The organism is Bacillus cereus group sp. MYBK216-1 (genome assembly GCF_051916495.1).
Lineage (GTDB): Bacteria > Bacillota > Bacilli > Bacillales > Bacillaceae_G > Bacillus_A > Bacillus_A thuringiensis_K.
Genome location: NZ_JBQAGT010000019.1, coordinates 1 through 26,496, shown reverse-complemented (window position 1 = coordinate 26,496; position 26,496 = coordinate 1). Strand labels below are relative to the sequence as shown.

The following is a 26,496-nucleotide window of genomic DNA, read 5'->3' as shown; positions in this document are numbered from 1 at the left end:
TCACCTCTATCCACTCTTCTTCAATGAACCTTCTTTTTCCTCTTGTTTCATAACGGTTCCTAATTCTTTTTTTGTAAATACACGTAATTTCAAAATAAAAAACATATATGTCAATCCGCCGATGGCTACACCTAACAACGCTTCAAGCGTCGCGCTTCCTCTATGTTCCGTATTAATTACTAATCCAGACATATGTAACACACGTGTGAACATCATTAATACAAATCCCATACAAATGCCACTAATTACTATCCCTAACATATTTCGCTTATTGATAAGTGCCCCTGATACAGCTCTCGTAAGCAACAAACTATTTAGTCCAGAGATTATAATTAACGCACATAAAGTCGCAAAGGCTGCACCTTTCACACCAAAATAAGGCATGAATATATAATTTAACGCTAACTTTAAGCAACCTCCAAATACAACAAATAATGCTGGCTTAAACGTTTGCCCTAATCCTTGTAAAATAGAAGCTGTCGTAATTGACAATGAACTAAATAAAATAGATAACGATAAAATAGATAAAACATCTGATCCATCACTGTTTTCAAACAACATAATATTGGTAGGTTGAATAATACAAGTTAGTCCAATAGCTGCTGCAAGTCCAATAACAAATGTTATTTTCATTGCTAACTTTACCTTTTCTTGAATAAAGGAAAGATCTCCTCTTTCCTTCGCCGCTGTAATAATCGGAATAAGTGACAACGAGAAAGAAGTCGTCACAACAGTACCTAATTGCATTAGCGGAATACTTCTATCATAAACACCCTTTAATACCTTTGCATTTTCAGCCTGTTCTCCAGCACCAATAAGTAAGCTGTAAAAGGACACTGAATCAGCCATCTGTATAAAAATAAGCACTAAATTACTAACACAAATCGCTAACCCCTGCCAAAAAAGGATTTTAACTATCTTCCTTTTACCCTTAATTCTCGCTGCACTTTTGAAAAATATAGAACGAAAATCTTGACGCATATACAATATAAGTACAATAATCCCAATAAGTCCACCCGCAATTGAGCCTAACATAGCCCCTGCACCAACTGTATATAAATCAAATCCGTGAGCAATTAGGAATAGCGATAAAAATACAATAATAGAAACTCGAATTGTTTGTTCTATTACTTGCGAAACAGCCGTTGGCATCATATTATTAAATCCTTGAAAATACCCTCTTGCTACAGACAAAAATGGCATCAATAAGAATGAAAATGAAATAACACGTAGTAACTTATCTAAGTGTATATCGCCCATAGCTACCGCAATTGTTTCAGCCCCAAAAAACAATGTAAAGAAGCCTATAAAACCAATTCCTAATAAGAACCAAAAAGATACACAAATAATTTCTTCTGCTTCTTTTTGTTTTCCCCGCTCTAGTCGTTCTGCAACCATTTTCGAAATGATAACAGGAAATCCATAAGTAGCTAAAATTAAACAAAATCCATAAAACGGGTAAATTTGTTGGTAAATATAAAACCCAATATCCCCCGCTATATTTTGATATGGAATACGGTAAAAAGCGCTTAATACTTTTGTAACAAAACTTGCAATCGTTAATATAATAGCCCCACGCCAAAAGGCTTGATACTTCTTCGCTTCCATACAAGAAAACTCCTTTTTCTATTCTCACCTCTCGTATTATATCATAAAGAAAAGAACAAACTCCCTTACCAACACGGGTAATAATGAGTTCCTACACGTTAAAAATATTCAACGAAAAAAGGTAGCAAAGTGCTACCTTCATTCAATATACATATATCTCCAAATAATTGATTTCTCAAAAAGAAAGATCATAATTAGGAAAGATTGCTACTTCTAAAATCAATATACCCTTACTGTTCCATTTGTTTCGCTAAGAAACTGGCAGCAGTATTAACCGCTTTATGCTCGATCTCGCTTATAATAGCTTCTTTTGAAAAAATAATGACGGCTCCAATCGGATCTCCGTTTGCAACAATTGGTCCAACTGTATAAGAATGAACCTTTTCTGTTACACCATCAATAATGGAAATATCACTTTCATCCGTCATAATAACAGACTTTCGTTCTTCCATCGTTTTTTCAATTAAATCGCCAACACTTTTATTTAAGTATTCTTTTTTCGATACGCCTGATACTGCGATGATAGAATCTCGATCACACACAAGCACATTATGTCCTAAGCTGTCATATAAAGCATCAGCATATTCTTTTGCAAAATCACCTAGCTCACTAATTGGAGAATACTTCTTTAAAATTACCTCTCCATCGCGATCAACAAATATTTCTAGTGGGTCTCCTTCTCGAATACGTAAAGTTCTACGAATTTCCTTCGGGATTACGACCCTGCCTAAATCATCAATTCGACGTACGATTCCAGTTGCTTTCATTCTAATGCTGCCTCACTTTCTACTGATGATCAAAGTGGTGAATTTACCTGTTCATGTAAAAATCACCAACTGTTAGATATAGTATTTTACACATTAGTTCTTCTATGCACGTCGAATTGTATTTTTTTATCTTATTTTAGGCATTTATTACTTCTTTTTTTACATCTGGTAAGCCTTTTAATAAATTTTCAGCAATTGTTAACCACTTCGATGTCTCTAAGCCATTTGTTTTCATAACAATTTTCAATTGTGATCCTTCCATTCCTAAACCGATCATACGTCCAAAACTATTTCCGAGCATGAATAATTTTCCACCATCAATATTTTGACTTGCTTGTTCAGAAAACAGAAATGTTACTTCAAATTTATTCTGCTTAATTAATTCAATTTGTTCTTTCATTGCCAACACTTTAATATTTGCAATTTGTAATAAATAACCAACTTCTTGTGGATAATCGCCAAATCTGTCGATCATTTCTTCCTGCAATTCTTCAATATCCTCAATTGCAGAAACACCTCTAAATTGTTTATACATCATAATTTTTTGCTTACTATCTGAAATATAAGCATCTGGTAAGTATGCATCTACCTCTAAGTCAATTTCAACATTAACTATATTTTCAGCCCCATCTGTTCCTCTACGCTGTTCAATTGCATCTTTTAACATTTGAGAATATAGATCAAATCCGACAGAATCAATAAATCCATGCTGTTCTGCCCCTAACAAATTACCTGCTCCACGAATAGATAAATCTCTCATCGCAATTTTGAAACCAGATCCAAGTTCCGTGAACTCTTTAATTGCTTGTAGACGCTTCTCTGCAACCTCTGACAGCACTTTGTCACGTTTATATGCAAAGTATGCATATGCAACACGATTAGAACGTCCAACACGCCCACGAAGCTGATACAACTGTGATAATCCCATACGATCTGCATCAAATACAATTAACGTATTTACATTCGGAATATCTACACCCGTCTCAATAATTGTTGTACTTACAAGAACATCATGCTGTCCTTCTAAAAATGATAGCATAACAGACTCTAATTCGCTTTCGTTCATTTTCCCATGTGCGTACGTTACGCGGGCATCTGGAACTAACATCGAAATTTCATCTGCTTTTCTTTCAATATCCTCTACACGGTTATATAGGAAGTAAACTTGACCACCTCTTGCAAGCTCTCGCTCTATCGCCTCTCGCATTAACGCTGGATTATACTCGACTACATACGTTTGGACTGGGAAACGATTTTCTGGTGGTGTCTCAATAACAGATAAGTCGCGCACACCAAGCATAGACATATGAAGCGTCCGCGGAATCGGAGTTGCCGTTAATGTTAATACGTCAACATTCGCCTTCAATTGTTTAATTTTTTCTTTATGTGTTACACCAAATCTTTGTTCTTCATCAATAATAAGAAGCCCTAAATCTTTATACGTAACATCTTTAGATAAAATACGATGTGTTCCGATTACAATATCTACTGTTCCATCCTTTAAGCCCTTAATTGTTTCATTTTGTTGTTTTCTCGTACGGAATCTACTTAATAAGCCTATATTGATCGGATAATCTTGAAAACGCTCTCGAATTGTTTCATAGTGTTGCTGCGCAAGAATCGTTGTCGGTACTAAAATTGCAACTTGTTTTTCATCCATAATTGCTTTAAATGCCGCACGAATAGCCACTTCAGTCTTTCCATACCCTACGTCACCACAAAGGAGCCTATCCATCGGGCGTCCGCGTTCCATATCTTTTTTAATCTCGTCAATAGAACGTAACTGATCCTCTGTCTCTTGATACGGGAAAGATGATTCGAACTCTTGTTGTTCTGCCGTATCTGGCGTATATGCATAGCCTTTTGAAGCTTCGCGCTCAGCATATAGTTTAATTAGGTCATCCGCAATGTCTTGTACAGATTTTTCAACTTTCGTTTTAACCTTCTTCCAATCATTACCACCTAATTTATAAACTTTCGGATCCTTACCTTCAGATCCTACATATTTTTGAACTTGATCAATTTGTTCAATTGGAACGTATAGCTTATCATTACCTTGATATTTAATATTTAAATAATCTTTATGAACACCATTAATCTCTAATGTCTCAATACCTAAAAATTTACCTATACCATGATTTACGTGAACTACATAATCTCCAACTTTTAATTCTGAATAACTTTTAATACGTTCAGCATTCGATAACTTTTGTTTACGTTGTGATTTTTTAACTTTCTTATGAAAAAGCTCCTTTTCAGTAATGACAACAAGCTTTTGCATCGGCATTTCAAATCCTGCATGTAAATCACCTACAGTAATCTGTAACCTTCCAGGCAATAAAATATCTGTACCTTCTACAATATCTGCCTCAATATCATAATCACTTAAAATATGTTGTAATTTTTTCACACGTTCATCATCTGTTCCAAGTACAACAGTCGTAAAATGCCCTTCATTCCATCTATCAATTTCTGTTTTTAACAAATTCATCTGTCCATGGAAATCTTGCATTGTTTTACATGTTACATTAACAATATTTTGCGGATGTGTGTGTGCGATATGACGCAAGAATAACGTTAAATATACAAAACTTCTTTTTTTATGATGAAGAAACCCCTCGAATGGGTGAGAGAAAGATAAATCTTGAATAATTGTTCCTTCACCAAGAAGTGATATATACCATTCCGCCTCTTCTGTTTCAAGATGTGATGCTGTCTCTTGAATACGGGAAATCTCATCTAAAATTACAACACCATCTTCTGGTAAATAATCTATCAGACTAGCAGGTTCTTTATAGAAAATAGATAAGTATTTAAACATCTGTTCTATACTTTGCCCGTTTTTCAACATCTCAATTTCATGACTTACCGTCTCAAGCACTTTAGTCTTTAGTTTATCATCAGAAAGTTTTTGCATCGTCTTAGTCAAGCCTTCTTCAAGATGCTGAATTCCTGATTTTAATTCTTCCTGTGAAAATAAAAACTCTGTTGCCGGACCAAACCTAACGCTTTCTTTTTTACCTTGAGAACGCTGTTCATCCACATCAAATAATCGAATAGAATCGACTTCTGTATCAAAGAATTCAATACGAAATGGTAGTTCTTCAGTTAAAGGATAAATATCTAATATTCCCCCACGCAAACTGAACTCCCCTGGAGCTTCTACCATCGACTTACGTTCATAGCCAATATGATGTAAAGTATGCAAGAGCGCATCTAAATCAATCTCTTGCCCTAGATTGATTTCAACTTGCTTTTGCTTCCACAATTCTTTTATTGGTAAAAATCTACGCAATCCTGCCACTGGCGCTACAATGATTCCATTCTCTCCCGCAGCCAAGCGATTTAACACTTCTATACGTTGCGCCTTCAATTCTGGACTTGCAACTCCAATTTCCGATGCTATCAGTTCATTCACTGGATATAACCACACATCTTTTTCACCAAGTAACGCCACTAAATCTTCATGTACTTTTTGTGCTTGGTATAAGTTATGTGTCACGATTAATTGTGATTTTTTTGTTTTTTTATATAAAGCCGCCATTAATAATGAACGAGAAGACGTTGCCATCCCTGATATAAGTTGTTCTTTTAACCCATCTTCTAACCCATTAATAACCGATTGTATCTCTTCATTTTTATAAAATTGCTCTAATAAACCTATCATTTTTAAAACTCCTCTCAACATAAAGAGCAAGTCATTCTATTTTATGCAAATATTTTGGAAAAGGAAAACAGAAAAATGCTTTGGACATGCCAAAGCGACAACATTTTATTGCAGAAATTTTTCATACTCATAATACTCAGGATAAGATGCGAGCGTTTCTTGACACGATTCACAAATCGTTTTTATATATATATTTCCATTCTCATGAAAATGAATCATTTCTACTACTTCTTGCTCCGTTAGTTGAAATAAAACGTCGCTATATACTTTTTCTGCGTTAATGGAGCCTACATTACCTCCGCAGTGTCTGCAATAATAATACCCTTCCATACTAGCCTCCTAAAAATTCAATTACTACTAGTATGGGTAAAACAAAAGAGAAATATTCCCAATCTCATTTTTAACTATTGAAAGTATTCATGATTTGAAGAAAAGGCTTATTTAGCCACTCTTCACATGCATCCGCTGCTTTTTCAATAGAATGGTTAACATCCGGAATCTCTTCAGATGTAAAGCGTCCCAATACATAATCGACTACCTTCATTCCATTTTTCGGGCGATCAATTCCCATACGGATACGTTGAAATTCTTGTGTTCCTAAGTGCGAAATCGTTGACTTTACACCATTATGTCCACCGGCACTACCTTTCATGCGAAGACGCAATTTACCTACAGGAATGTCTAAATCGTCGTACATAACAACGAAGTCCTCAACATCAATTTTATAATAATCCATGAGTGGACGAATACTTTCCCCAGATAAATTCATGTATGTTAGCGGCTTTAATAAGATTACCTTTTCTCCATTAACAAACCCTGCACCAAATACACCTTTAAATTTTTGTTCATTCAAAGAAATGTTCCAACGCTTCGCAAGTTCATCAATGGCCATAAATCCAATATTATGCCTTGTTAATTCATATTCTCTACCTGGGTTCCCAAGTCCTACTATCAATTTCATTCTTGTACCACTACTTTCTTTTTTCGATACGAAAAGACGTAACCAATTTTGGTTACGTCTCATTCTATCCAATTAATTGAATAATACACTCACAGATTCTTCTTCGTATACACGAATGATTGCTTCTCCGATTAATGGAGCAACTGAAAGTTCATGTACTTTGTCGATTTTCTTCTCTTCTGGTAATACAATAGAGTTCGTTACAACTAACTCTTTAATGTTTGAATTTTGAATACGCTCAATTGCTGGACCAGATAATACTGGGTGTGTACAGCAAGCATATACTTCAGAAGCACCGTTCTCAACAAGAGCGTTTGCTGCTAATGTAATTGTACCAGCTGTATCAATGATGTCATCAATTAAAATCGCTGTTTTGCCTTCAATATTACCGATAATGTTCATTACCTCTGAAACGTTCGGGCGAGGACGACGCTTATCAATAATAGCGATTGGCGCTTTTAGACGATCTGCCATTTTTCTTGCACGAGTTACACCACCATGATCAGGAGACACGATTACGATATCTTTAAGACCTTTTGTTTCAAAGTAATCAGAAAGAATCGGTACACCCATTAAGTGGTCGATTGGGATATCAAAGAACCCTTGAATTTGTGGAGCATGTAAATCTAGAGTGATTACACGAGTTGCACCTGCTGTTTCAAGCAAGTTTGCTACAAGTTTCGATGTAATTGGTTCACGAGAACGCGCTTTACGGTCTTGACGCGCATAACCATAGTAAGGAATAACAATATTAATTGTTTTCGCAGATGCACGTTTTAATGCATCGATCATAATAAGTAATTCCATGATATGTTCGTTTACTGGGAAGCTTGTAGATTGAATAATGAATACATCGCAACCACGGATACTTTCTTCAATGTTAATTTGAACTTCTCCATCACTAAAACGATCAACAGAACATTTTCCTAGTCCTACTCCAATATGCTTTGCAATCTGCTCAGCAAGTTCCTTATTAGAGTTTAAAGAGAATACTTTCAAATTAGAATTTAGATATTGAGTCGACATCTAGATTAACCCTCCACATTATTATGATTTTTTCTTATTCAGCAATTGATCAACATAGTCTTCTTTGTTAACTTGACGTGCACGTGCTACCGATAATGCTTTTGATGGAACATTCTCTGTAATTGTAGAGCCTGCCGCCACATAAGCACCATCTTCAACTGTTACTGGAGCAACAAGGTTTGAATTACATCCAATAAATACCCCATTACCAATCACAGTTTTGAATTTATTCTTACCGTCATAGTTCACCGTAATTGAACCACAACCAAGATTCACGTCTTCTCCAACTTGTGCATCCCCGATATAACTCAAGTGTGAAGCTTTACTTCTATTACCAAAGACAGTTTTTTTGATTTCCACGAAGTTTCCAACGCGTACTTCGTCTCCAATAACTGAATCTGGGCGAATATGTGCAAATGGACCAACCGATACTTCCGTACCAAGCTTACTATCATGTACAGTAGATTGTCGAATTGTCGTACGATCTCCAATTTCACTATCGCGAATTACTGTATGCGGTCCAATTTCACAATCAGAACCAATTACAGTGTTCCCCTCAATAATTGTTCCTGGATGAAGAACTGTATCGCTACCGATAATTGCATCAGCAGAAATATAAGTGTTACTTGGATCAATAATTGTAACACCATTTACCATGTTCTTTCGGTTGATACGGTTTTTCATAATAATTTCCGCTTGCGATAGAGCGACTCTGTCGTTAACACCTAACGTTTCATCGAACTGCTCTGTTTGATAAGCTGATACGATATGACCTTCATTTTTTAAAATCTCAATAACATCTGGAAGGTAATATTCACCTTGCACGTTATCATTTGAAACTTTAGAAAGTGAAGCAAATAAAGCCTTATTATCAAAACAATACGTACCTGTATTGATTTCTTTAATAGCTAATTCTTTCTCATTTGCATCTTTATGCTCAACAATCTTTTCAACATGACCATTCTCATTACGAACAATACGGCCATATCCAGCAGGCTCTTCTATGTATGCTGTTAGCACCGTCGCCATTGCTCCTGCTTCTTTATGTTGCTGAAGTAATGCTTCCATTGTTTCAGCAGTTATTAGAGGCGTATCACCACAAATAACTAAAGTTGTTCCTTCTTCATTTGCAAGTACACTTGCAGCTTGATCTACAGCATGTGCTGTACCAAGTTGTTCTGCTTGTAATGCAAATTCACTTACGTTCCCTAGCTGTTCTTGTACCATTTCAGCACCATGTCCAACAACCGTTACAAGTTTCTGCAATCCTAATTGAGATACTTGATCGACTACGTGTTGTACCATAGGTTTTCCACATACAGGATGCAGCACTTTGTATAGCTTTGACTTCATACGTGTGCCTTTACCTGCAGCTAGAATCACTGCAAATCTGTTTGACATATAGACCCTCCATCGCAACCTATTTATCCATTAAAGATATTATCCTAAATCATCATATATTTCAAGAAACACATTTTAACTATTAAATTTTACCATAATTCTTATAAGATGTTTTACTCTTTAGTATCTTTTTTAAGAAATAAGCTATACTATTTAAAATGATTTTGAAAAAATTAGTAGTTTCTTCTTTTTATGTTAATAAATTATGAAGTTTCCAAATATAAAACAAAAAAAAACAAACCCCTGTAAATGCTTACAGGAGTTTGCTACAAAATTATAAGGCTTTTTGTCAAAAGCCCTTTTCATTCGAATTTTACGAAGCACCTGCTTCTTCAAACTCAACCTCTTCTAACTCGCCTAAACGATGATACTCTGTTAAAACCGCATCTTGAATTTTAGAGCGTGTACCAGAATTAATTGGATGTGCAATGTCACGGAACTCTCCATCTGGAGTACGTTTACTTGGCATTGCTACAAATAATCCATTATTACCATCAATTACACGAATATCATGAACAACAAATTCATGGTCTAGAGTAATAGAGGCAATTGCTCTCATGCGGCCTTCTGTGTTTACGCGGCGTAATCTTACGTCAGTCACTTCCATCTTGTGTTCACCACCCTTTTCTAAATAAGCGATATATTTGTATAAATTCCACAAATTTTCTATTTTCCCTTTAATTTTTTAAAAATTTTTAAGATAAAAATTTTTAAAGTAGTTGAATATAGAGATTAGTGGAGGTTATCGCTTACAAAAGGTTATTTAACTAGGGCGATTACTTCAATTTCAACGGAAACATCTTTCGGTAATTTTGCTACTTGCACACAAGATCGAGCTGGTTTATGAGTAGAGAAATAAGAGCTATACACTTCATTCACAGCATTAAAATCATCCATGTCCTTTAAAAATACTGTTGTTTTTACGACTGTATCAAATGAAGCACCTGCTTCCTCTAATACCGCTTGTAAATTTTGAAATACTTGTTCTGTTTGTGCTGTTACATCTCCTGTTACAAGCTCCCCATTTGCCGTCAATGGAATTTGTCCTGAGCTATAGAACATGTTATTTACAATAATCCCCTGTGAATAAGGTCCAATTGCTTGTGGTGCCTTGCTTGTTTGAACAACTTTCATACTTTTCACCCTTTTATTATTTATTTTACTCTTTAAAAATAGTGTACGAAAGGCAGTTTGTCCATCTATTTTATAATCTATAAATAAAATAAAAAAAGATAGAGCTATCTGCTCTATCTTTTATTCCGCCTCTACAAGCCCTTCATCAAATGGTGCAAGAGAATAATTCCCTTTTTCCACTTGAATCGTTTTTTCTTTCACATCAACTTCCGATAGACGAATTAATGATACAAAATTATTAATTAGTCGTTCTTCAATATCTGTGGATTCTACTAATACACCAATACCAACAACATTAGCCTTGAACTCTTCTAACATACTCATCATACCTTGAATTGTTCCGCCAGCTTTCATGAAGTCATCAATAATTAAAACATTCGACCCTTCTGGAAGACTGCGTTTTGCTAACGTCATTGTTTGAATTCGTTTAGAAGAACCCGACACATAGTTAATACTAACAGTCGGACCTTCTGTTACCTTATTATCTTTTCTTGCAATTACAACTGGTACATCTAAGTAATTTGCCACTGCATAAGCAAGTGGAATCCCCTTCGTTGCCACCGTCATAACTGCATCAATTGGTTGCCTAGCAAAAACAGAAGCAAACAAACGACCTGCGCCATTAATATGGCGAGGATTACTCAATAAATCTGTCATGTATAAGTAACCACCAGGCAAAATACGATCTGGGTTTTCAAATAAGCCACAAAGCTCATCAATAATTAGATCTGCCTCTTCTTCACTTATATACGGTATATATTTCACTCCTCCTGCTGCTCCTGGTATCGTTTGCAATGTGCCGACCCCTTGTTGTTCAAACGTTTGCTTAATAATAACTAAATCTTCACTAATGGAAGACTTAGCCGATTGATACCTTTCAGCAAAAAAAGTGAGAGATACTAGCTGACGAGGGTTTTGTAGCAAGTAATAAGTCATATCGACTAATCTTGTACTTCTTCTAATTTTCATACTCTCACCTCAAATCACGAATATTCTAAACAAATCATAACGTATTATACGTCTTTATTCAAGCGTTTCTCGCTCTCCTAATAAACGTACCGCATAGACTTGTTCACAAAATCCTTTTAATCCGTTATAAATGCGATGCATTCGTGAATCATGGTGTACAAGTCCAAATACAGTTGGACCACTTCCACTCATTAATACAGCATCCGCTCCAAATCGCTTCATCTGTGATTTAATACGGGCAACTTCAGGATGCATTCCAAATGTTACATCTTCTAAAACGTTACCAACATTATCACAAATTCCTTTATAATCACCAGAATTTATGACATCAACCATTTTATCTACATTTGGATGTGTAACTCGATTTAACTTTAAATTTCCATACACATCAGCAGTAGATACACCTATATGTGGTTTCGCTAAAATAACCCAACAAGAAGGCGGAGTCTTTATATGCTCAATTTTCTCTCCTCTTCCAGTGGCAATTGCTGTGCCGCCGTATACACAGAACGATACATCTGATCCAATTTCTGCGCCAAGCTCTGCTAACTCATCAATTGTAAGCCCTAAATTCCATAATTTATTAAGACCACGTAATGTCGCTGCTGCATCACTACTTCCACCTGCTAATCCAGCTGCTACTGGAATCGTTTTTTCAATAGTAATAGATACACCTTTTTTTACATTAAACTTCTCTTTTAATAATTTCGCTGCCTGATAAGCTAAATTTCGTTGGTCGTCTGGGACATACCTATTATGGGATAAAATTTCAATACGGTCTTCTGCTAATTCCGTTAGTTCTAGACGATCTGCTAAATCAATGGTTGTCATAATCATTTTCACTTCATGATATCCGTCTTGTCTTTTTCCCAGTACATCTAACGACAGATTAATCTTTGCTGGTGCTTTCACTAGTAGCTTCAATCTATTCACCCACTCTATGTACTCAATCTTTTATCGTTTATTTTACCATAAATTTATAGTAAGACGATGACACTTCCCTAATTATAACGAAAAGCATTCAGAATGAAACTACTTATGTAAAATGATGGCACCTTTTAGAGTACAAAAAGCCGAGGAATGTCTCCTCGGCTACCGTAGCATAGAAAGTATCTTACAACTACTGGTTTCGTTTCATTAATTGCTGTTCTGCAATTTCTATAGCACGTTTCACCATGTTACCAGCATCTTTCGCACGAATTCCGCCCCATCCTTCTTTCTGAACAACATCATAAAAGCCAAGCTCTTTTGCTAGCTCTTCTTTAAATTGGTTTGACATGACACCTCTTCGTCTACTACTCAATGCAGAGTCCCTCCTTATTTTGCTACGGTATAGTTAGTATGCAAAATAATATAGCTTTTCATTTCTGGGAATATATGTAATGATATACGGATTATAAAATGACCTCATTATGAGGGTCTCCATAAAATGTTAACTCTACTGTCTCTGTTAAAACATCTGCATAACTATAAGATACACGTTGCAACGCATCTTCTTGTTGATCCAATTGTACAACAAAAACGGAACGGTATGTTTCTGCTAGTACACCTGATTGCTCCACAGTTTTTCTTCTTCCACTATTTGCTTTTAACATAAGTCGCTGTCCAAGATGGTGATCTAATTCGCTTTTAATTTCATCTAAACGTTTTGACATATACTTCGCTACACCTCGCTGTAATTTAGATTGAACACTTAAAGCACGATATATCTATCCTAATTATTAACCGCGATTCACAGCTAATATCATCCTGCGTTTGAATAGATAGAAGAAATACTATATTGTAAAAGTATCATTACGTAGTCTGTACGTTCTTGCCTCTTTTTATCCAAATTCATTTAAATCCTTCCATACAAAAAAGCAAGATACATATGTACCCTGCTTACTCTTCATAATGTTGAAAAGGTAATCCCGTTCGTAAAATCCCTCTCGTTTCAATTCCACCTAGTCCCTTTTCACCAGTAATTGTATTACGTACGACATCCCATACATTGACTCTCTCCATAAATGAAGTAAAACTAATTTTACCAACTACATATACAGGATCTAGTGCATGAATATTAATTCTAGATGGTGAACTAGCGAAATTGGCCCCTGCACGAATTAGTGCCTCAAAATGTGATTGACATGCCCCAGCAAAAATAACAAGTTGATCCAATGATGGATATTTTTTTCGCACTTCACGAACAGCCTGTACAAAATGCCTTGAATGCCTATATGCCGCTAAATCTCCCTTCACTCCTTTTGATTTTGTATATGCATCATGCCCTGTAATAACGAGAATGTCTGGGCGAAAGTGATCTATTAAGTCTACTACTTTTTCATGCATCTCCGTTTCTTTACAATGAATACCTTGAACAGGAACGCCAATTTTATTATATAAATCTAAGCACTTGCGCAAATATAAAGGGTCTCCATCTATATGCAATACACGTCCCGGCATTTGAAAATAATTCACCTCACTTGTATATCCACCAGTTGAAGTATGTTCATGCCTTTGTTTCATCAGCACATAATCTTGTTGAAACAAACGGTACGTGCGCTCCATTGTTTCTTTCTCACGCTTCACCCTTTTTTTATGTTCTCTTTGATCTATACTAATTAAATCTTCAAGTGGCGCATCCGCCACCAGTCTAATTTCCTCTCCAAACAATATAGCTATCTCGCCTTTTATTTCTATAATACGAAAAAGAATATCCCTCTTATGAGAATATCGTTCCACTAATTCTCCAACATGTAAAACCATTCTCCTACCTCCAAACTCATTAGGCCATCTTACCTGTTTTTAAAGTATGAATTTAGAGAGAGAAAGGTGACAAAAGGGACAGTTCAACTTGAACTGTCCCTTTCATATTCTTATGATAATTTATGAAGAACTAATGCATTACTTAATGTTGCAAACTCTTCAATAGATAGCGTTTCGCCTCTTCGCTTTGGATCAATTCCTACTTCTGTTAAAATTCGATCCAATAACTCCTTATCTTTCGGGAAACCATTTAAATTATTTGATAAATTATTCATTAAAGTTTTACGGCGCTGTGCGAAACTTGCTCGTACTACTTCAAAGAAGAACGTTTCATCTTTCACCTCTACAACCGGTTTAGGACGCTTTAGAAGGCGGATAATTGCAGAATCAACATTTGGCTGTGGTACAAACACTGTACGCGGTACAGTCATAACTGTTTCAACCTCTGTATAATACTGAATGGCAATCGATAAAGAACCATACTCTTTCGTTCCAGGTTTAGCAGCTAAACGATCTCCAACTTCTTTTTGCATCATAACAACAAATCCACGAACTGGTAACTTTTCTTCAAGCAATTTAAATAAAATTGGCGTTGTAATATAGTATGGTAAGTTAGCTACTACCATTACATCTTGTCCTTCTTCAAATTGCTCATTAAATACTTCATGTACATCTGCTTTTAGTACGTCTTTATTAATAACTGTAACGTTACCATATGGCGCTAACGTCTCATCTAAAATTGGTAATAGTCTTTGATCAATTTCAAAAGCCACTACTTTTTTAGCACGCTTCGCTAATTGCTCTGTTAATGCACCAATACCTGGTCCAATTTCAATTGCACCACTTTCTGAACCAATTTCTGCATGATCGACAATACGATTTAATACATTTGTATCAATTAAAAAGTTTTGTCCTAAACTTTTTTTGAATGAAAATCCATACTTTTCAACAATGTCTTTTGTACGATTTGGCGTTGCGATATCCTTCATTTTTTTTCCTCCTGTATTACTTGCTTATAAGCTTCTGCAAATGATTCCTTTGAAACTTGAAACATCTGTAATCGTTTATGTAACTGTTTTGCATTTGTATAACCAATCTTTAATAGCTTACCCATTCTTTCTCTGCGGCTCTTTGCCATTTCTCCGCCCACTAAGCCTGCATCGACTAAATCGCTCCAACTAATTTCACTTGTGTAAGCTTCCATTTCTTCATGTATATTCTCTAGAGCACGGCGAATCGACTCATTAGAAGCATGTTCAATCCCGACACCCTTTTTCCTTTTAGCAAGCGCTTCTTCCTTCGGTAAAAAGGCATGCTTACAGCCAGGAACCTTGTCAGAAATAATTTTTCGAATACGCTCTCCAGGATAATCCGGATCTGTAAAAATAATAACGCCCCTTTTTTGTTGCGCTAATTTAACTTGCTCAATAACATGATCACCGATTGCTGAACCGTTCGTTTCAATTGTATCCGCATCAACAGCACGCTTAATCGCAACTGTATCATCTTTACCTTCTACAACGATAATCTCTTTTATTTTCATGCTTGCCTCCACACTCATTTCGTCTCTACTTAGTAAAACAAAAAAATGACGACTTTTCCATTATTATTTTCCCCATTCTTATATTTTAAAAAATAGAATAGAAAAATCTTTGTTCTCTGTCCTTATTGTAACACTTCATCATTCACATTTATTTTCTTCATCACTTCTACTAGTTTTTCTCAAAATAAAAAAGAACAGGTTCCCCCGTTCTTTTTATTCAACACCAAATAAAACTTTTGCATTTTTAGTTGTCATTTCTGCTACTTCCTCATAAGAAATTCCTTTTAAATTCGCAATTTCTTCTGCTACGAGTTTTACATAACTCGGTTCATTTCGTTTCCCTCGAAATGGGTGCGGCGTTAAATACGGACAATCCGTCTCTATTAACAATTTCTCTAATGGAATCTCCGTAGCAACCTCTTTCGGCTTCTTAGCATTTTTAAATGTAACTGGTCCACCTAACGAAATTAAAAAGTTCATATCAACACATCGCTCTGCTACCTCTACACTGCCGCTAAAGCAATGCATAATGCCTCCTACTTCAGCTGCATTCTCTTCTTCTAGAATATCAACAATATCTTGAGTTGCATCGCGGTTATGTATAATAATCGGCAATTTTACTTTTTTCGCTAATGCAATTTGTTTACGGAATACTTCTTTCTGTATTTCTTTTGGAGACTTATCCCAGTGATAATCTAAGCCCATTTCTCCAAGTGCAACGACTTTAGGATGAGAAGCAAGTTCTTCTAACCAAGCTAAATGTTCTTCTGTCATGTCGATTGCATCAACTGGGTGCCACCCAACCGCAGCGTAAATAAAATCATAGGCTTCAGCTAATTCCATCGCCTTTTTTATCGTTACTTCATCAAAACCAACAACAACTGTATAAGTAACTCCCGCTTCTTTCATTCGGGCAATAACCTCTTGCAAATCTCCTTCGAATTGCTCTGCATTCAAATGTGAATGTGTATCAAACAACATAATACATAACTCCTTTTATATTGAAATCAAGTTTATTCTACAAAAATAAGTTCTTTAATAACTTAACGATAACAATACTACAATCTTAATGCAAAAATAGAGAGTGTAAAAAGAAAAAAGACGCTTCACACATGTTACACGTGAAACATCTCTTTTCTTGTCTTAATTACTTGATTTTTGTACCATTTGGTAGATTTTGGTCAATTGATGCTAATGACAATACGCCATTCTCTTCACCCGCTAAAATCATACCTTGCGATAATTCACCGCGTAATTTTACAGGTTTTAAGTTTGTTACACAAATAACCTTTTTACCTTTTAAGTCTTCCGGTGAATAGAATTTTGCAATTCCAGAAACAACTTGACGCTTTTCTGTGCCTAAGTCTAGTTGAATTTTTAACAACTTGTCTGCTTTTTTCACAGGTTCAGCAGATAGTACTTCAGCTACGCGTAATTCTACTTTAAAGAAATCATCAATTGTAATTTCTTCTGCCTTCGGTTCTTCTTCTTTTTTCTCTTCTACTTTAGGAGCAGAGCTTTTCATTTGTTCTTTAATGTACTCTACTTCCACTTCCATTTCTAAACGAGGGAAAATTGGGTTTCCTTTTTCTACTTTTGTTCCAGCTGGAATGCAGCCAATTGTAGATAGACTTTCCCAAGATTTATGAGCTTCATCAGTAAGGCCAAGCTGAGCAAACATCTTGCTTGGTGCTACTGTTAAGAATGGCATAAGCATAATACCTGTTTGACGAAGTACTTCTGCTAAGTGAGCCATTACAGAAGCTAACTTTTCACGATCATTCTCATCTTTTGCTAATACCCATGGTTGTGTTTCATCAATATATTTATTCGTACGACTAACCAATTGCCAAATAGATCCTAACGCTACAGAGAACTCCATATTCTCCATTGCTTCTTCTACTTTTTTCAAAGTATCTTGCGCAAACGCTACTAACGTTTCATCAAATTCCGTTACATTTGCTTTAAATGCAGGGATTTCTCCGTTAAAGTACTTATCAATCATAGCTACTGTACGATTTAATAAATTACCTAAGTCATTTGCTAAGTCGAAATTAATACGCTCCACAAATCCTTCTGGTGTGAATACGCCATCAGATCCAAATGGAACTTCACGAAGTAAGTAATAACGTAATGCATCTAATCCGTAACGATCGATTAATGTAACTGGATCTACTACGTTTCCTTTTGACTTACTCATCTTTCCATCCTTCATTAAAATCCAGCCATGAGCAAAGACTTTCTTCGGAAGAGGTAAATCTAATGCCATTAAAATTATCGGCCAATAAATTGTATGGAAACGAACAATTTCTTTCCCAACTAAATGCACATCTGCAGGCCAGAATTTTTTATATTTCTCTTCATTTGCTGTTCCATAACCTAACGCCGTAATATAGTTAGATAATGCGTCAACCCATACGTAAATAACGTGTTTTGGGTTACCAGGAACACGAACTCCCCAGTCAAATGAAGTACGAGAAACTGCTAAATCTTCTAATCCTGGTTTAATAAAATTATTAATCATTTCATTTTTACGAGACTCCGGCTGAATGAAATGTGGATTATCTTCATAGAATTTTAATAGTCTGTCGACATATTTACCCATTCTAAAGAAATAAGATTCTTCACGAACAAGTTCTACATCATGACCACTATCTGGGCTTTTTCCTCCAACTACTTTGTCGCCTTCCATAATTGGATCTACTAATTGATGCTCTGTATAGAACGTCTCATCTTGTACAGAATACCAACCTTCATATTCATCAAGATAAATGTCACCTTGATCTACTAATTGCTTAAAGATTTTTTCGACAACATCTTTATGACGATCTTCAGTTGTACGAATAAAATCATCATAAGAAATATCCATCTTCTCCCAAAGCTCTTTAATTCCTGAAACAATGTTATCAACATATGCCTGTGGCGTAATATTTAACTCTTCTGCTTTCTTTTGGATCTTCTGTCCATGCTCATCAGTTCCTGTTAAATAATGCACATTATAACCTTGCATACGCTTATATCGTGCCATCGCATCTCCTGCTACTGTCGTATAAGCATGTCCAATGTGTAATTTTCCACTTGGATAATAAATTGGGGTAGTAATATAAAAGGACTTATTTTCCTCTGTCATTGTTTTGGACCTCCCGAATAACCTCATATGTATTTATAAACAGTATATCAAAAACTCATATATAAAGTGAAACTTTAATCAGTAGGGTTTTTGTTCCTCCCCACTAATTATTAGCCCACATTAATTAGGCTTTTACGAGCAGCCCAAATCTAATTTATCTTCTTTACGCCAACCTAATTTTAAATTTAGGTCTTAATGCTCAATATCTTTATCATCTATTGCTCATATTTCAAAAAAATATACAATCTCCACTTTAAATTTATTATTTTTTCAGAAAATATCGTAAATAATTGTGGAATTTCCTCTCAATCTATTATATATAAGAAATAAGAAATCTATAAATCTTTTTAAAAAATATAGAATTTAAGAATTGACGGAAATGTAAATGATTGGTATCATATGTCCATAGGGTATTTTGTCGAAAAATGACGAATCTAAAAATAGACTCGAAACTTATAAACTATTTATTTAGGAGGAAAAAAATTATGAAATCTACTGGTATTGTTCGTAAAGTTGATGAATTAGGTCGTGTAGTAATTCCAATCGAATTACGCCGTACTTTAGGTATTGCAGAAAAGGACGCTCTTGAAATCTATGTTGATGACGAAAAAATCATCTTAAAGAAATATAAACCAAACATGACTTGCCAAGTAACTGGTGAAGTATCTGACGGTAACCTTTCTTTAGCTGAAGGTAAAATCATCTTAAGCAAAGAAGGCGCTGAGCAAATCTTAAACGAACTTCAAGATTATATCGAAACAGCAAAATAAGCTTCTCAATTATGAGAAGCTTATTTTTTATCGACATGATAGATTTGATATACATCTCTTTTCGACAAATCTCGATCTTTAGCGACTGTTTTAATCGCTTCTTTTGAATTCATACTTTTTTCATTTATATAGTGTTCAATATGATCATATACCGAAAGAGATTCCCACCATTGTTCTTCTGGAGCTGGTTCTTCTGTTGAACCTGCTACTAAAATACAAAACTCACCACGTACTTCATTTTGCTTCGTCCACTCAATTGCTTCTTCGATTGTTCCTCGAATAAATTCCTCAAATTTTTTCGTTAACTCTCGACATAATACAATCTCTCTATTTCCCAACACTTCCTGCATCGAAATTAAAGTATCATCTAAACGATGAGGCGCTTCATAAAACATCATTGTAGTTTGTACATAACGAAGCTTTTCTAACTCCATCTTCCGTTCCTTTTTGTTTCTCTGCAAGAAACCATAGAAATAAAACTGCTGTGTTTCAAGGCCGGATGCAATTAATGCTGTAAGGGCTGCATTTGCTCCAGGAAGCGGAATTACATGGTATTGCTCAGCTACTGCCTCAACAACAATATCGTAACCTGGATCAGAAATACACGGCATACCAGCGTCACTAACAAGTGCTATATTCTTTCCATCCTCTAATTTCTCTAATAGTTTCTTCCCACTTACTTCTTTATTGTGCTCATGATAACTCGTGACAGGTGTTTCAATTTCAAAATAATTACAAAGTTTTTTCGTTTGTCTCGTATCTTCAGCAGCAATTAAATCAACTTCTTTTAAAATTCGGATTGCACGAAATGTCATATCTTCTAGATTTCCAATAGGAGTTGGTACTAAATATAAAACTCCCTTTTCATTTTGTTGAAAGCTTTTTTGTTGCCACATAGCGTTCTCCTTTTTGCATATATGCCTCTTTTTGTTTTCTCGTTAATTGCTTAAAGTAATACTCCGCTTGCATAGCTGTACGCTTATCATTGTGGGTCTCTACATATTTTAAAACGACAGGAAGCCTGGCGCGTGTATACCTAGCTCCTTTGCCGCTATTATGAGTCTGAATTCTCTTTTCTATATGGTTTGTATATCCAGCATAATAACTTCCATCAGAGCACTCTACCACATAAAAAAAATGCTTATTCTTCTCCATATAAAATTGAACGTAGCTCCTTTGTATATTCGTTATTGTTCTCATATACAACGAGAGGTGGTAAAATTTTTAAATCTGCATTTCCATCCTTAATTCCTTCAATTAACAATGTATTTGCTTCTTTTCCAACCTTAGGATAAACAAATTGCACACGCTTTGGTTCAATTTTATATTTACGCATTAATGTGACAATGTCTAGTAATCGCCCTGGACGATGTACAAACGCTACTTTCCCACCTTGTTTTACTAACTGACTACTTGCAGATACAACATCTTCTAATGTACACATAATTTCATGACGAGCTATCGCTAAATGTTCATTCATATTTTTCTCTGAAGTTTGAGGTGTTTGAAAATATGGTGGATTACATGTAACAACATCATATTGATGACGCCCAAGTTTCTCTGGCATATCTTTCAAATCTCCATGTATGAGGTGAATTCTTTCTTCCAACCCATTGTATTGAACACTTCTTACTCCCATATCATATAAGCGTTCTTGAATTTCCACACCAGTAATATTTCCTTTTGTTCTTGTACTTAATAGAAGGGGAACAACCGCGTTACCTGTACACAAATCAAGTAAATTCCCCTTTTGAATTGGTATCCATGCAAAATCTGCAAGTAAAACGGCATCTAAAGAAAAATTAAATACTGATGGGCTTTGTATAATCTTCATGTCTTGTGCTAATAAGTAATCTAAACGTTCATCTTCATATAAATTCATATACTGCTCCTTTTCTTACCCTTAACCTACCCTATTTCATGTATAAAAAATTACCTTTCCAATTATAATTGGAAAGGTAATTTCACTTTTTATTTAAGAATGACAGACAGAATAAACAATCTCCCTCTTTACGTACACTTCCATAATGTAGATTGCAAATATGAAAACCTTCTTGATACAGTCTCGCTAAATTGTCATAGCCTTCACCAATATCTGTTTTCGGCTTCACTTCTTTACGTTTTTGAGTTTTTTGTTTTTCTTTATTCTGCACTTCTTCAAAACGGTGTCGCAAATTGTTATTTTCCATTTTTATATGCTGGTTTTCTTCCAACAACTCTGCAAGATGCTGTTTTAACTCTCCCAACTGTTTGTATAAATGTCCAATTTGCTCTTCCATACTAGAAACCGATTCAAAAATATCTTTTTTCTCCACAAGCACCCACCTCATTAATCTGTGGTTTGACTCGAAACGACCCCTTTATTTACTAACTCATCTAACGTATATTCTACTATCCGTTCCTTGTCTACTAGTTCCACTTGAATTAATCTTTCTAAAATATTTAATCCGATAACACGGCCAGTACCATGCGGGGTTTGTATACGTTGATCTAAATCAGGAAGTTGTTCCTTTGCTGCCTCATATTCATCATTCTCATATTTTAAGCAACACATTAAGCGACCACATAAACCAGAGATTTTTGCAGGATTTAATGATAAATTTTGATCCTTTGCCATTTTAATGGATACAGGTTCAAAATCCCCTAAAAAAGTAGAACAACAAAGCATACGACCACATGGACCAATACCACCTAGCATCTTCGCTTCATCACGAACACCAATTTGTCTTAGTTCAATTCTTGTTCTAAAAATTGCGGCTAAGTCCTTCACTAGTTCGCGGAAATCGATCCGACCATCCGCAGTAAAATAGAAAATAATCTTATTACGATCGAATGTATACTCTACATCTACAAGTTTCATATCAAGATTATGCTCTACTACCTTTTGTTGACAGACTTGATATGCTTCTTTGGCAGCATGTTTGTTCTCTTCAACAATGGTACGATCATTTTCATTTGCAATACGAATAACCTTTTTTAGCGGTAATACAACGTCGTTTTCATCAACTTGTTTTTTGGTAATAACTACTTTTCCGTATTCAATACCTCTTACCGTTTCTACAATGACAAACTCATTTTCAGAGATATCGAACTGATTTGGATCAAAGTAATATACCTTCCCGGCCTTCTTAAAGCGAACACCTACTACATCATACAAAACGGTCATCCCTCCTGCAACCGCAACACTAACTGTTCGAACACAAGCTGCGCATTTACATTAGCGTTGATTCTATTTTTTGCCTCTAATATATTAAAGAGAGCTGATACAATGCGCTTCTGAGCATAGGAAAACGATTCAAACATCTCTTTCTGCTCATGAAAAACAAGACGATCTTCTTCTCCAAGTTGAACATATAATAAATCCTTATAAATAAGGAGTAACATATCTAAACCTTGCTGTAATTGTTCTTTCTCTCCAAAGTGTTTTCCCCATTTTTCTTGTACAAAAAAAATAGAGGTTTTATCTTTTTCGAGCGCTTCACATAATTTTATCACTAAAGCTCGTGCTTGTGCAAACCATTCATCACTACATAAAGCTAAAGCTTCATCAAAACTATTTGTAAGTTGAGCAGCAAGTGTCGATAAAGATGCTGTAATCCCTTCATCCTGTAATCTTCTAATTAAAGATTCCGTAGGTAACGGTCTAAACGTAACAACTTGGCAACGAGATAAAATCGTATTTAAAATTTGATGACTTTGTTCAGTAAGTAAAATAGCAGTTGTATCACTACTTGGTTCTTCTAAAAATTTCAAAAGTGTATTTGCCGCATTTGCTGTCATACGATCTGCATGCTCAATAATATATAATTTTTTATTTGCTTCTAATCCTGTTTTTGAAAACTCTTCTTGTAAATCATGAATTTGCTGCTTCTTAATAGATAATCCGTCTGGTTTTACAATATGTAAGTTAGGGTGGTTACCTGAATCAATTCGCTTACAGTTTGTACATACATGGCAGGGCTCTACCCCATTTCGCTCAGAACAGAGGAAACTCTTTGCCATTTGAATTGCTGTCGCAAACTTTCCTGTCCCTTTCCCTCCCTCTAACAAGTAAGCGTGGGATATACGCTCTTTTGCAATGCTATTCATCAACATTTTTACACCGATGGGTTGTATAGCAGAAAGCTGCTCCCACGTCTTCGTCATAATGCATACCTCACTTATTTCATTCTTTCCTTCTATTATAACAATTTATCTTCTATAAGCTGAACAACTTCTTCTATAAGTTTTTCCATCGGCTGATCAGCATTTACCAATACAATACGATCCGAGAAACGTTCTACAACTTGTAAATACCCTTCGCGCACACGTTTATGGAAAGAGATATCTTCCATATCTAGTCGATTTACTTCACGTCCTGCATCTTTTTCAATCCGAGCCAAACCAACCTCAGGCTCAATGTCTAGATAAATTGTTAAACTAGGCATACAGTCCTCTGTTGCGAAACGATTTATTTCAAATACCTTATCCATACCCAATCCTCTTGCATAGCCTTGGTATGCTAAAGAGCTATCTATAAAACGATCACATAACACGAGGTAGTTCTCATTAAGTGCTGGCATAACTTTTTCTACTAAATGTTGTCTGCGCGCAGCAGCATAAAGAAGCGCTTCTGTACGTGCTTCCATCATCGTATATTCTTGTTTATGTAAAATCGTCCTAATGTCCTCAGAAATTGCAATACCGCCTGGTTCCCTTGTCGCCATTACCTTTTGTGCTTTTTGTTCAAAATATGGCAATAAGCTTTTAATTAACGTTGTTTTACCTGAACCTTCTGGGCCCTCAATTGTTACAAATAATCCCTTCATCCTAAAACCTACTTTCTATATCATACACTTTCATATATTTCGTATTCCCTTGAAAACGAGCTCCTGCTCTCTCTAAATACATAATTTGCTCTTTATGCTCTGAAGTAATTCTCTCTCCATACATAATCAATGGAATTCCAGGTGGATACGGAATCACCATTTCCGCCGCTATCATTCCAACAGCCTCTTCTATAGATACTATCTTTGTTTCATATCCGTCTAGTTGTTTATACGTATACGGTAAAAGAGAGAATTCACCTTTATAAGTATAACGAATAGATTCCCTCTTGTCTTTCACCTCATAATGTTGCAATGCTACTCGGATCATCTCTATAACCTTCATATATCCCTCATTTACTTGTAAGGGTAAAATAAATAGGACATTGTACGGATCAGCCATCTCTGTATATATACCGACCTTTTCAAATACAGACTGTAATTCGTACCCTGATAACTGACAACGAGTTTGTACGGTGACCTTTAACTCATCTTGCAACGGATATTCTAAAATGGCGATTTGGGGAATAGAACGTAATTGTTCCTTAAATCTTCGTAAAAACTCAACAATTTCACTGTGACCTTCTTCTTTTATACGCGCCATTGTAAAGCGTGCTATATCCAAGGAAGCCATAATTGGATACGATGGACTACTAGATTGTAGCATACTTAAATAAGTAGTAACCTTCTCTTCGTCTACTAAGTGACTATTTATATGTAAATAGGAACCCATTGTCATTGCGGGTAATGTTTTATGTGCAGAATGAACTACAATATCTGCACCATATGTTAATGCTGACTTCGGGAATGGTTCTCCCAAGCACAAATGTGCCCCATGTGCCTCATCTACCAAAACAGGGATTTTATGTGCATGTGCAAAAGCGATGCTTGCCTCTAGATCCATACCCATACCATAATAATTAGGATGCGTTAAAATGAGTGCTTTCGCATTTGGATACTTTTCAATTGCTTTCTTAATAATTTCGTTACGAACTCCCACCGGTACGTTATAAGCTTCATCAATCCATGGATCTAAAAAAATGGGATTTGCTCCCGCAAGTTTTAAAGCATTAATAATTGATTTATGGCAATTTCTTTGTACAAGAACAATATCATGTTCCCCGCAACAAGACAAAATCATTGCTAAGTTCCCGACTGTTGAACCATTAATTAAAAAATAGCTCCTCTTTGTATTATAAACTTCAGCCAATAATTGTTGTGCCTCATCTATACACTCAAACGGACTATGCAAATCATCTAGTCCTGCTAACTCAGTTACATCAATAGATAGAATATCTTTAAACTCTCTTATTGCCTCCTGAGGGAAGTTTAAACCATTCTTATGACCTGGAACATGAAAGGATAACGGCCCTCTTTCTTTAAACTCTATTAACGCCTCATATAAAGGCATACGATTTTGATTCATCTACATCTCTTCCTTATTATTCATTCTCTATCTATTATACAGAACAAAAAAAATAATAGGCATATGCCTATTTAAAAATATGATACTTCTAATTTTCGAAGCTGCTTTAAATAATGTATATATTTCGGATCATCTGTCTCTGTATTCACCATATCCTTTTCACATTCATAGCATATTAAATTATTATAAACATATATACCTTCTTTTCTTTTTGTCTCACAAACAATACAAACTTCACTTTGTAATTTCATAACCTTCCCTCCCTATTTAAGTGAACCTATTTTATACTTCTAATCCTTAACAATTTACAGAAAAATATACACTCATCTTTTATATAATATGATTAACTCTTGGGCAACGTGTTTGTATTACCATTACTTCTTTCCTATTCTTTTTAACAATACAAAAAAACACAAGTCAAATGACTTGTGTTTTTAGTTGCTTGGCGACGTCCTACTCTCACAGGGACAAGGTCCCAACTACCATCGGCGCTAGAGAGCTTAACTTCCGTGTTCGGTATGGGAACGGGTGTGACCTCTCTGCC

28 protein-coding genes and 1 rRNA gene are annotated in these 26,496 nt (G+C 35.4%); 1 reads left to right on the top strand and 28 read right to left on the bottom strand.

The window, feature by feature from the left end:
- Positions 1–6: 6 nt before the first annotated feature.
- The 18 genes from ACTFRH_RS28930 to metG all read right to left on the bottom strand — a co-directional run bounded on the left by ACTFRH_RS28930 (position 7) and on the right by metG (position 18,951).
- Positions 7–1,608 (bottom strand): putative polysaccharide biosynthesis protein, encoded by a 1,602-nt coding sequence (locus tag ACTFRH_RS28930; protein WP_000387584.1) that lies wholly within the window; start codon positions 1,606–1,608, stop codon positions 7–9.
- Between the two features lie 230 nt (positions 1,609–1,838).
- Positions 1,839–2,375 (bottom strand): stage V sporulation protein T, encoded by a 537-nt coding sequence (gene spoVT / locus ACTFRH_RS28925; protein ID WP_000648302.1) that lies wholly within the window; start codon positions 2,373–2,375, stop codon positions 1,839–1,841.
- Between the two features lie 136 nt (positions 2,376–2,511).
- Complete coding sequence (gene mfd, locus ACTFRH_RS28920) at positions 2,512–6,042, bottom strand: transcription-repair coupling factor (protein ID WP_000579682.1); 3,531 nt, start codon at positions 6,040–6,042, stop codon at positions 2,512–2,514.
- Between the two features lie 105 nt (positions 6,043–6,147).
- Positions 6,148–6,372 (bottom strand): anti-sigma-F factor Fin family protein, encoded by a 225-nt coding sequence (locus ACTFRH_RS28915; RefSeq protein ID WP_000399438.1) that lies wholly within the window; start codon positions 6,370–6,372, stop codon positions 6,148–6,150.
- 70 nt (positions 6,373–6,442) lie between these two features.
- Positions 6,443–7,003 carry an aminoacyl-tRNA hydrolase gene (gene pth / locus ACTFRH_RS28910; RefSeq protein ID WP_000767702.1) on the bottom strand — a complete coding sequence of 187 codons (561 nt, stop codon included), beginning with the start codon at positions 7,001–7,003 and terminating at the stop codon, positions 6,443–6,445.
- Between the two features lie 72 nt (positions 7,004–7,075).
- Positions 7,076–8,029: a ribose-phosphate diphosphokinase gene (locus ACTFRH_RS28905; RefSeq protein ID WP_000107420.1), complete on the bottom strand. Its 954-nt coding sequence runs from the start codon at positions 8,027–8,029 to the stop codon at positions 7,076–7,078.
- Between the two features lie 21 nt (positions 8,030–8,050).
- Entirely contained in the window at positions 8,051–9,430 is a 1,380-nt protein-coding gene (glmU, locus tag ACTFRH_RS28900; RefSeq protein WP_000071039.1) for a bifunctional UDP-N-acetylglucosamine diphosphorylase/glucosamine-1-phosphate N-acetyltransferase GlmU, read from the bottom strand.
- Between the two features lie 313 nt (positions 9,431–9,743).
- Positions 9,744–10,037, bottom strand: a complete 294-nt coding sequence (gene spoVG / locus ACTFRH_RS28895) for a septation regulator SpoVG (RefSeq protein ID WP_000454041.1) — start codon at positions 10,035–10,037, stop codon at positions 9,744–9,746.
- 152 nt (positions 10,038–10,189) lie between these two features.
- Positions 10,190–10,564 carry a RidA family protein gene (locus ACTFRH_RS28890; RefSeq protein ID WP_000869814.1) on the bottom strand — a complete coding sequence of 125 codons (375 nt, stop codon included), beginning with the start codon at positions 10,562–10,564 and terminating at the stop codon, positions 10,190–10,192.
- A 120-nt stretch (positions 10,565–10,684) separates the two neighbouring features.
- Positions 10,685–11,533, bottom strand: a complete 849-nt coding sequence (gene purR / locus ACTFRH_RS28885) for a pur operon repressor (RefSeq protein ID WP_000702466.1) — start codon at positions 11,531–11,533, stop codon at positions 10,685–10,687.
- 54 nt (positions 11,534–11,587) lie between these two features.
- Positions 11,588–12,457 carry a 4-(cytidine 5'-diphospho)-2-C-methyl-D-erythritol kinase gene (ispE, locus tag ACTFRH_RS28880; RefSeq protein WP_000772103.1) on the bottom strand — a complete coding sequence of 290 codons (870 nt, stop codon included), beginning with the start codon at positions 12,455–12,457 and terminating at the stop codon, positions 11,588–11,590.
- A 196-nt stretch (positions 12,458–12,653) separates the two neighbouring features.
- A complete protein-coding gene (locus ACTFRH_RS28875; protein WP_000070633.1) occupies positions 12,654–12,812 on the bottom strand; it encodes a small, acid-soluble spore protein, alpha/beta type in 159 nt (52 codons plus the stop codon).
- Positions 12,813–12,927: 115 nt separating this feature from the next.
- A complete protein-coding gene (gene veg / locus ACTFRH_RS28870) occupies positions 12,928–13,188 on the bottom strand; it encodes a biofilm formation stimulator Veg (protein WP_000044347.1) in 261 nt (86 codons plus the stop codon).
- A 226-nt stretch (positions 13,189–13,414) separates the two neighbouring features.
- Positions 13,415–14,278: a sporulation peptidase YabG gene (gene yabG, locus ACTFRH_RS28865; protein WP_000242868.1), complete on the bottom strand. Its 864-nt coding sequence runs from the start codon at positions 14,276–14,278 to the stop codon at positions 13,415–13,417.
- 110 nt (positions 14,279–14,388) lie between these two features.
- Complete coding sequence (gene rsmA / locus ACTFRH_RS28860; RefSeq protein WP_000651547.1) at positions 14,389–15,267, bottom strand: 16S rRNA (adenine(1518)-N(6)/adenine(1519)-N(6))-dimethyltransferase RsmA; 879 nt, start codon at positions 15,265–15,267, stop codon at positions 14,389–14,391.
- Entirely contained in the window at positions 15,264–15,821 is a 558-nt protein-coding gene (gene rnmV / locus ACTFRH_RS28855) for a ribonuclease M5 (RefSeq protein WP_000692835.1), read from the bottom strand. The genes rsmA and rnmV overlap by 4 nt, the downstream gene beginning before the upstream one ends.
- Before the next feature lie 213 nt (positions 15,822–16,034).
- Entirely contained in the window at positions 16,035–16,802 is a 768-nt protein-coding gene (locus ACTFRH_RS28850) for a TatD family hydrolase (RefSeq protein ID WP_000895851.1), read from the bottom strand.
- Positions 16,803–16,968: 166 nt separating this feature from the next.
- Positions 16,969–18,951: a methionine--tRNA ligase gene (gene metG / locus ACTFRH_RS28845; RefSeq protein ID WP_000134143.1), complete on the bottom strand. Its 1,983-nt coding sequence runs from the start codon at positions 18,949–18,951 to the stop codon at positions 16,969–16,971.
- Between the two features lie 485 nt (positions 18,952–19,436).
- On the opposite strand from metG, the gene ACTFRH_RS28840 reads away from it, so the two are divergent.
- The gene (locus ACTFRH_RS28840; protein WP_000843036.1) at positions 19,437–19,721 is read left to right on the top strand and encodes an AbrB/MazE/SpoVT family DNA-binding domain-containing protein; all 285 of its coding nucleotides are present in this window, start codon (positions 19,437–19,439) and stop codon (positions 19,719–19,721) included.
- Positions 19,722–19,741: 20 nt separating this feature from the next.
- Here ACTFRH_RS28840 and rsmI read toward each other — a convergent pair whose 3' ends face one another.
- The 10 genes from rsmI to rrf all read right to left on the bottom strand — a co-directional run.
- Positions 19,742–20,617 carry a 16S rRNA (cytidine(1402)-2'-O)-methyltransferase gene (gene rsmI, locus ACTFRH_RS28835; protein WP_000267817.1) on the bottom strand — a complete coding sequence of 292 codons (876 nt, stop codon included), beginning with the start codon at positions 20,615–20,617 and terminating at the stop codon, positions 19,742–19,744.
- Entirely contained in the window at positions 20,586–20,876 is a 291-nt protein-coding gene (locus ACTFRH_RS28830; protein ID WP_000414352.1) for a GIY-YIG nuclease family protein, read from the bottom strand. Before ACTFRH_RS28830 ends, rsmI begins: the two co-directional genes overlap by 32 nt.
- Complete coding sequence (locus ACTFRH_RS28825) at positions 20,863–21,603, bottom strand: tRNA1(Val) (adenine(37)-N6)-methyltransferase (RefSeq protein WP_001055353.1); 741 nt, start codon at positions 21,601–21,603, stop codon at positions 20,863–20,865. Before ACTFRH_RS28825 ends, ACTFRH_RS28830 begins: the two co-directional genes overlap by 14 nt.
- A gap of 82 nt (positions 21,604–21,685) precedes the next feature.
- The gene (gene yabA / locus ACTFRH_RS28820) at positions 21,686–22,036 is read right to left on the bottom strand and encodes a DNA replication initiation control protein YabA (RefSeq protein WP_000412063.1); all 351 of its coding nucleotides are present in this window, start codon (positions 22,034–22,036) and stop codon (positions 21,686–21,688) included.
- A 14-nt stretch (positions 22,037–22,050) separates the two neighbouring features.
- The gene (locus ACTFRH_RS28815) at positions 22,051–22,878 is read right to left on the bottom strand and encodes a PSP1 domain-containing protein (RefSeq protein ID WP_000272429.1); all 828 of its coding nucleotides are present in this window, start codon (positions 22,876–22,878) and stop codon (positions 22,051–22,053) included.
- Positions 22,879–22,883: 5 nt separating this feature from the next.
- Positions 22,884–23,867 (bottom strand): DNA polymerase III subunit delta', encoded by a 984-nt coding sequence (gene holB / locus ACTFRH_RS28810; protein WP_000169564.1) that lies wholly within the window; start codon positions 23,865–23,867, stop codon positions 22,884–22,886.
- Between the two features lie 35 nt (positions 23,868–23,902).
- On the bottom strand, positions 23,903–24,529 hold the full coding sequence (tmk, locus tag ACTFRH_RS28805) for a dTMP kinase (protein ID WP_000677219.1): 627 nt from the start codon (positions 24,527–24,529) through the stop codon (positions 23,903–23,905).
- A 1-nt stretch (position 24,530) separates the two neighbouring features.
- On the bottom strand, positions 24,531–25,952 hold the full coding sequence (locus tag ACTFRH_RS28800) for an aminotransferase class I/II-fold pyridoxal phosphate-dependent enzyme (protein ID WP_001075296.1): 1,422 nt from the start codon (positions 25,950–25,952) through the stop codon (positions 24,531–24,533).
- Positions 25,953–26,023: 71 nt separating this feature from the next.
- Entirely contained in the window at positions 26,024–26,203 is a 180-nt protein-coding gene (locus ACTFRH_RS28795) for a sigma factor G inhibitor Gin (protein ID WP_000776279.1), read from the bottom strand.
- Between the two features lie 189 nt (positions 26,204–26,392).
- Positions 26,393–26,496: ribosomal RNA gene (gene rrf, locus ACTFRH_RS28790) — 5S ribosomal RNA — on the bottom strand; the annotation flags it as partial.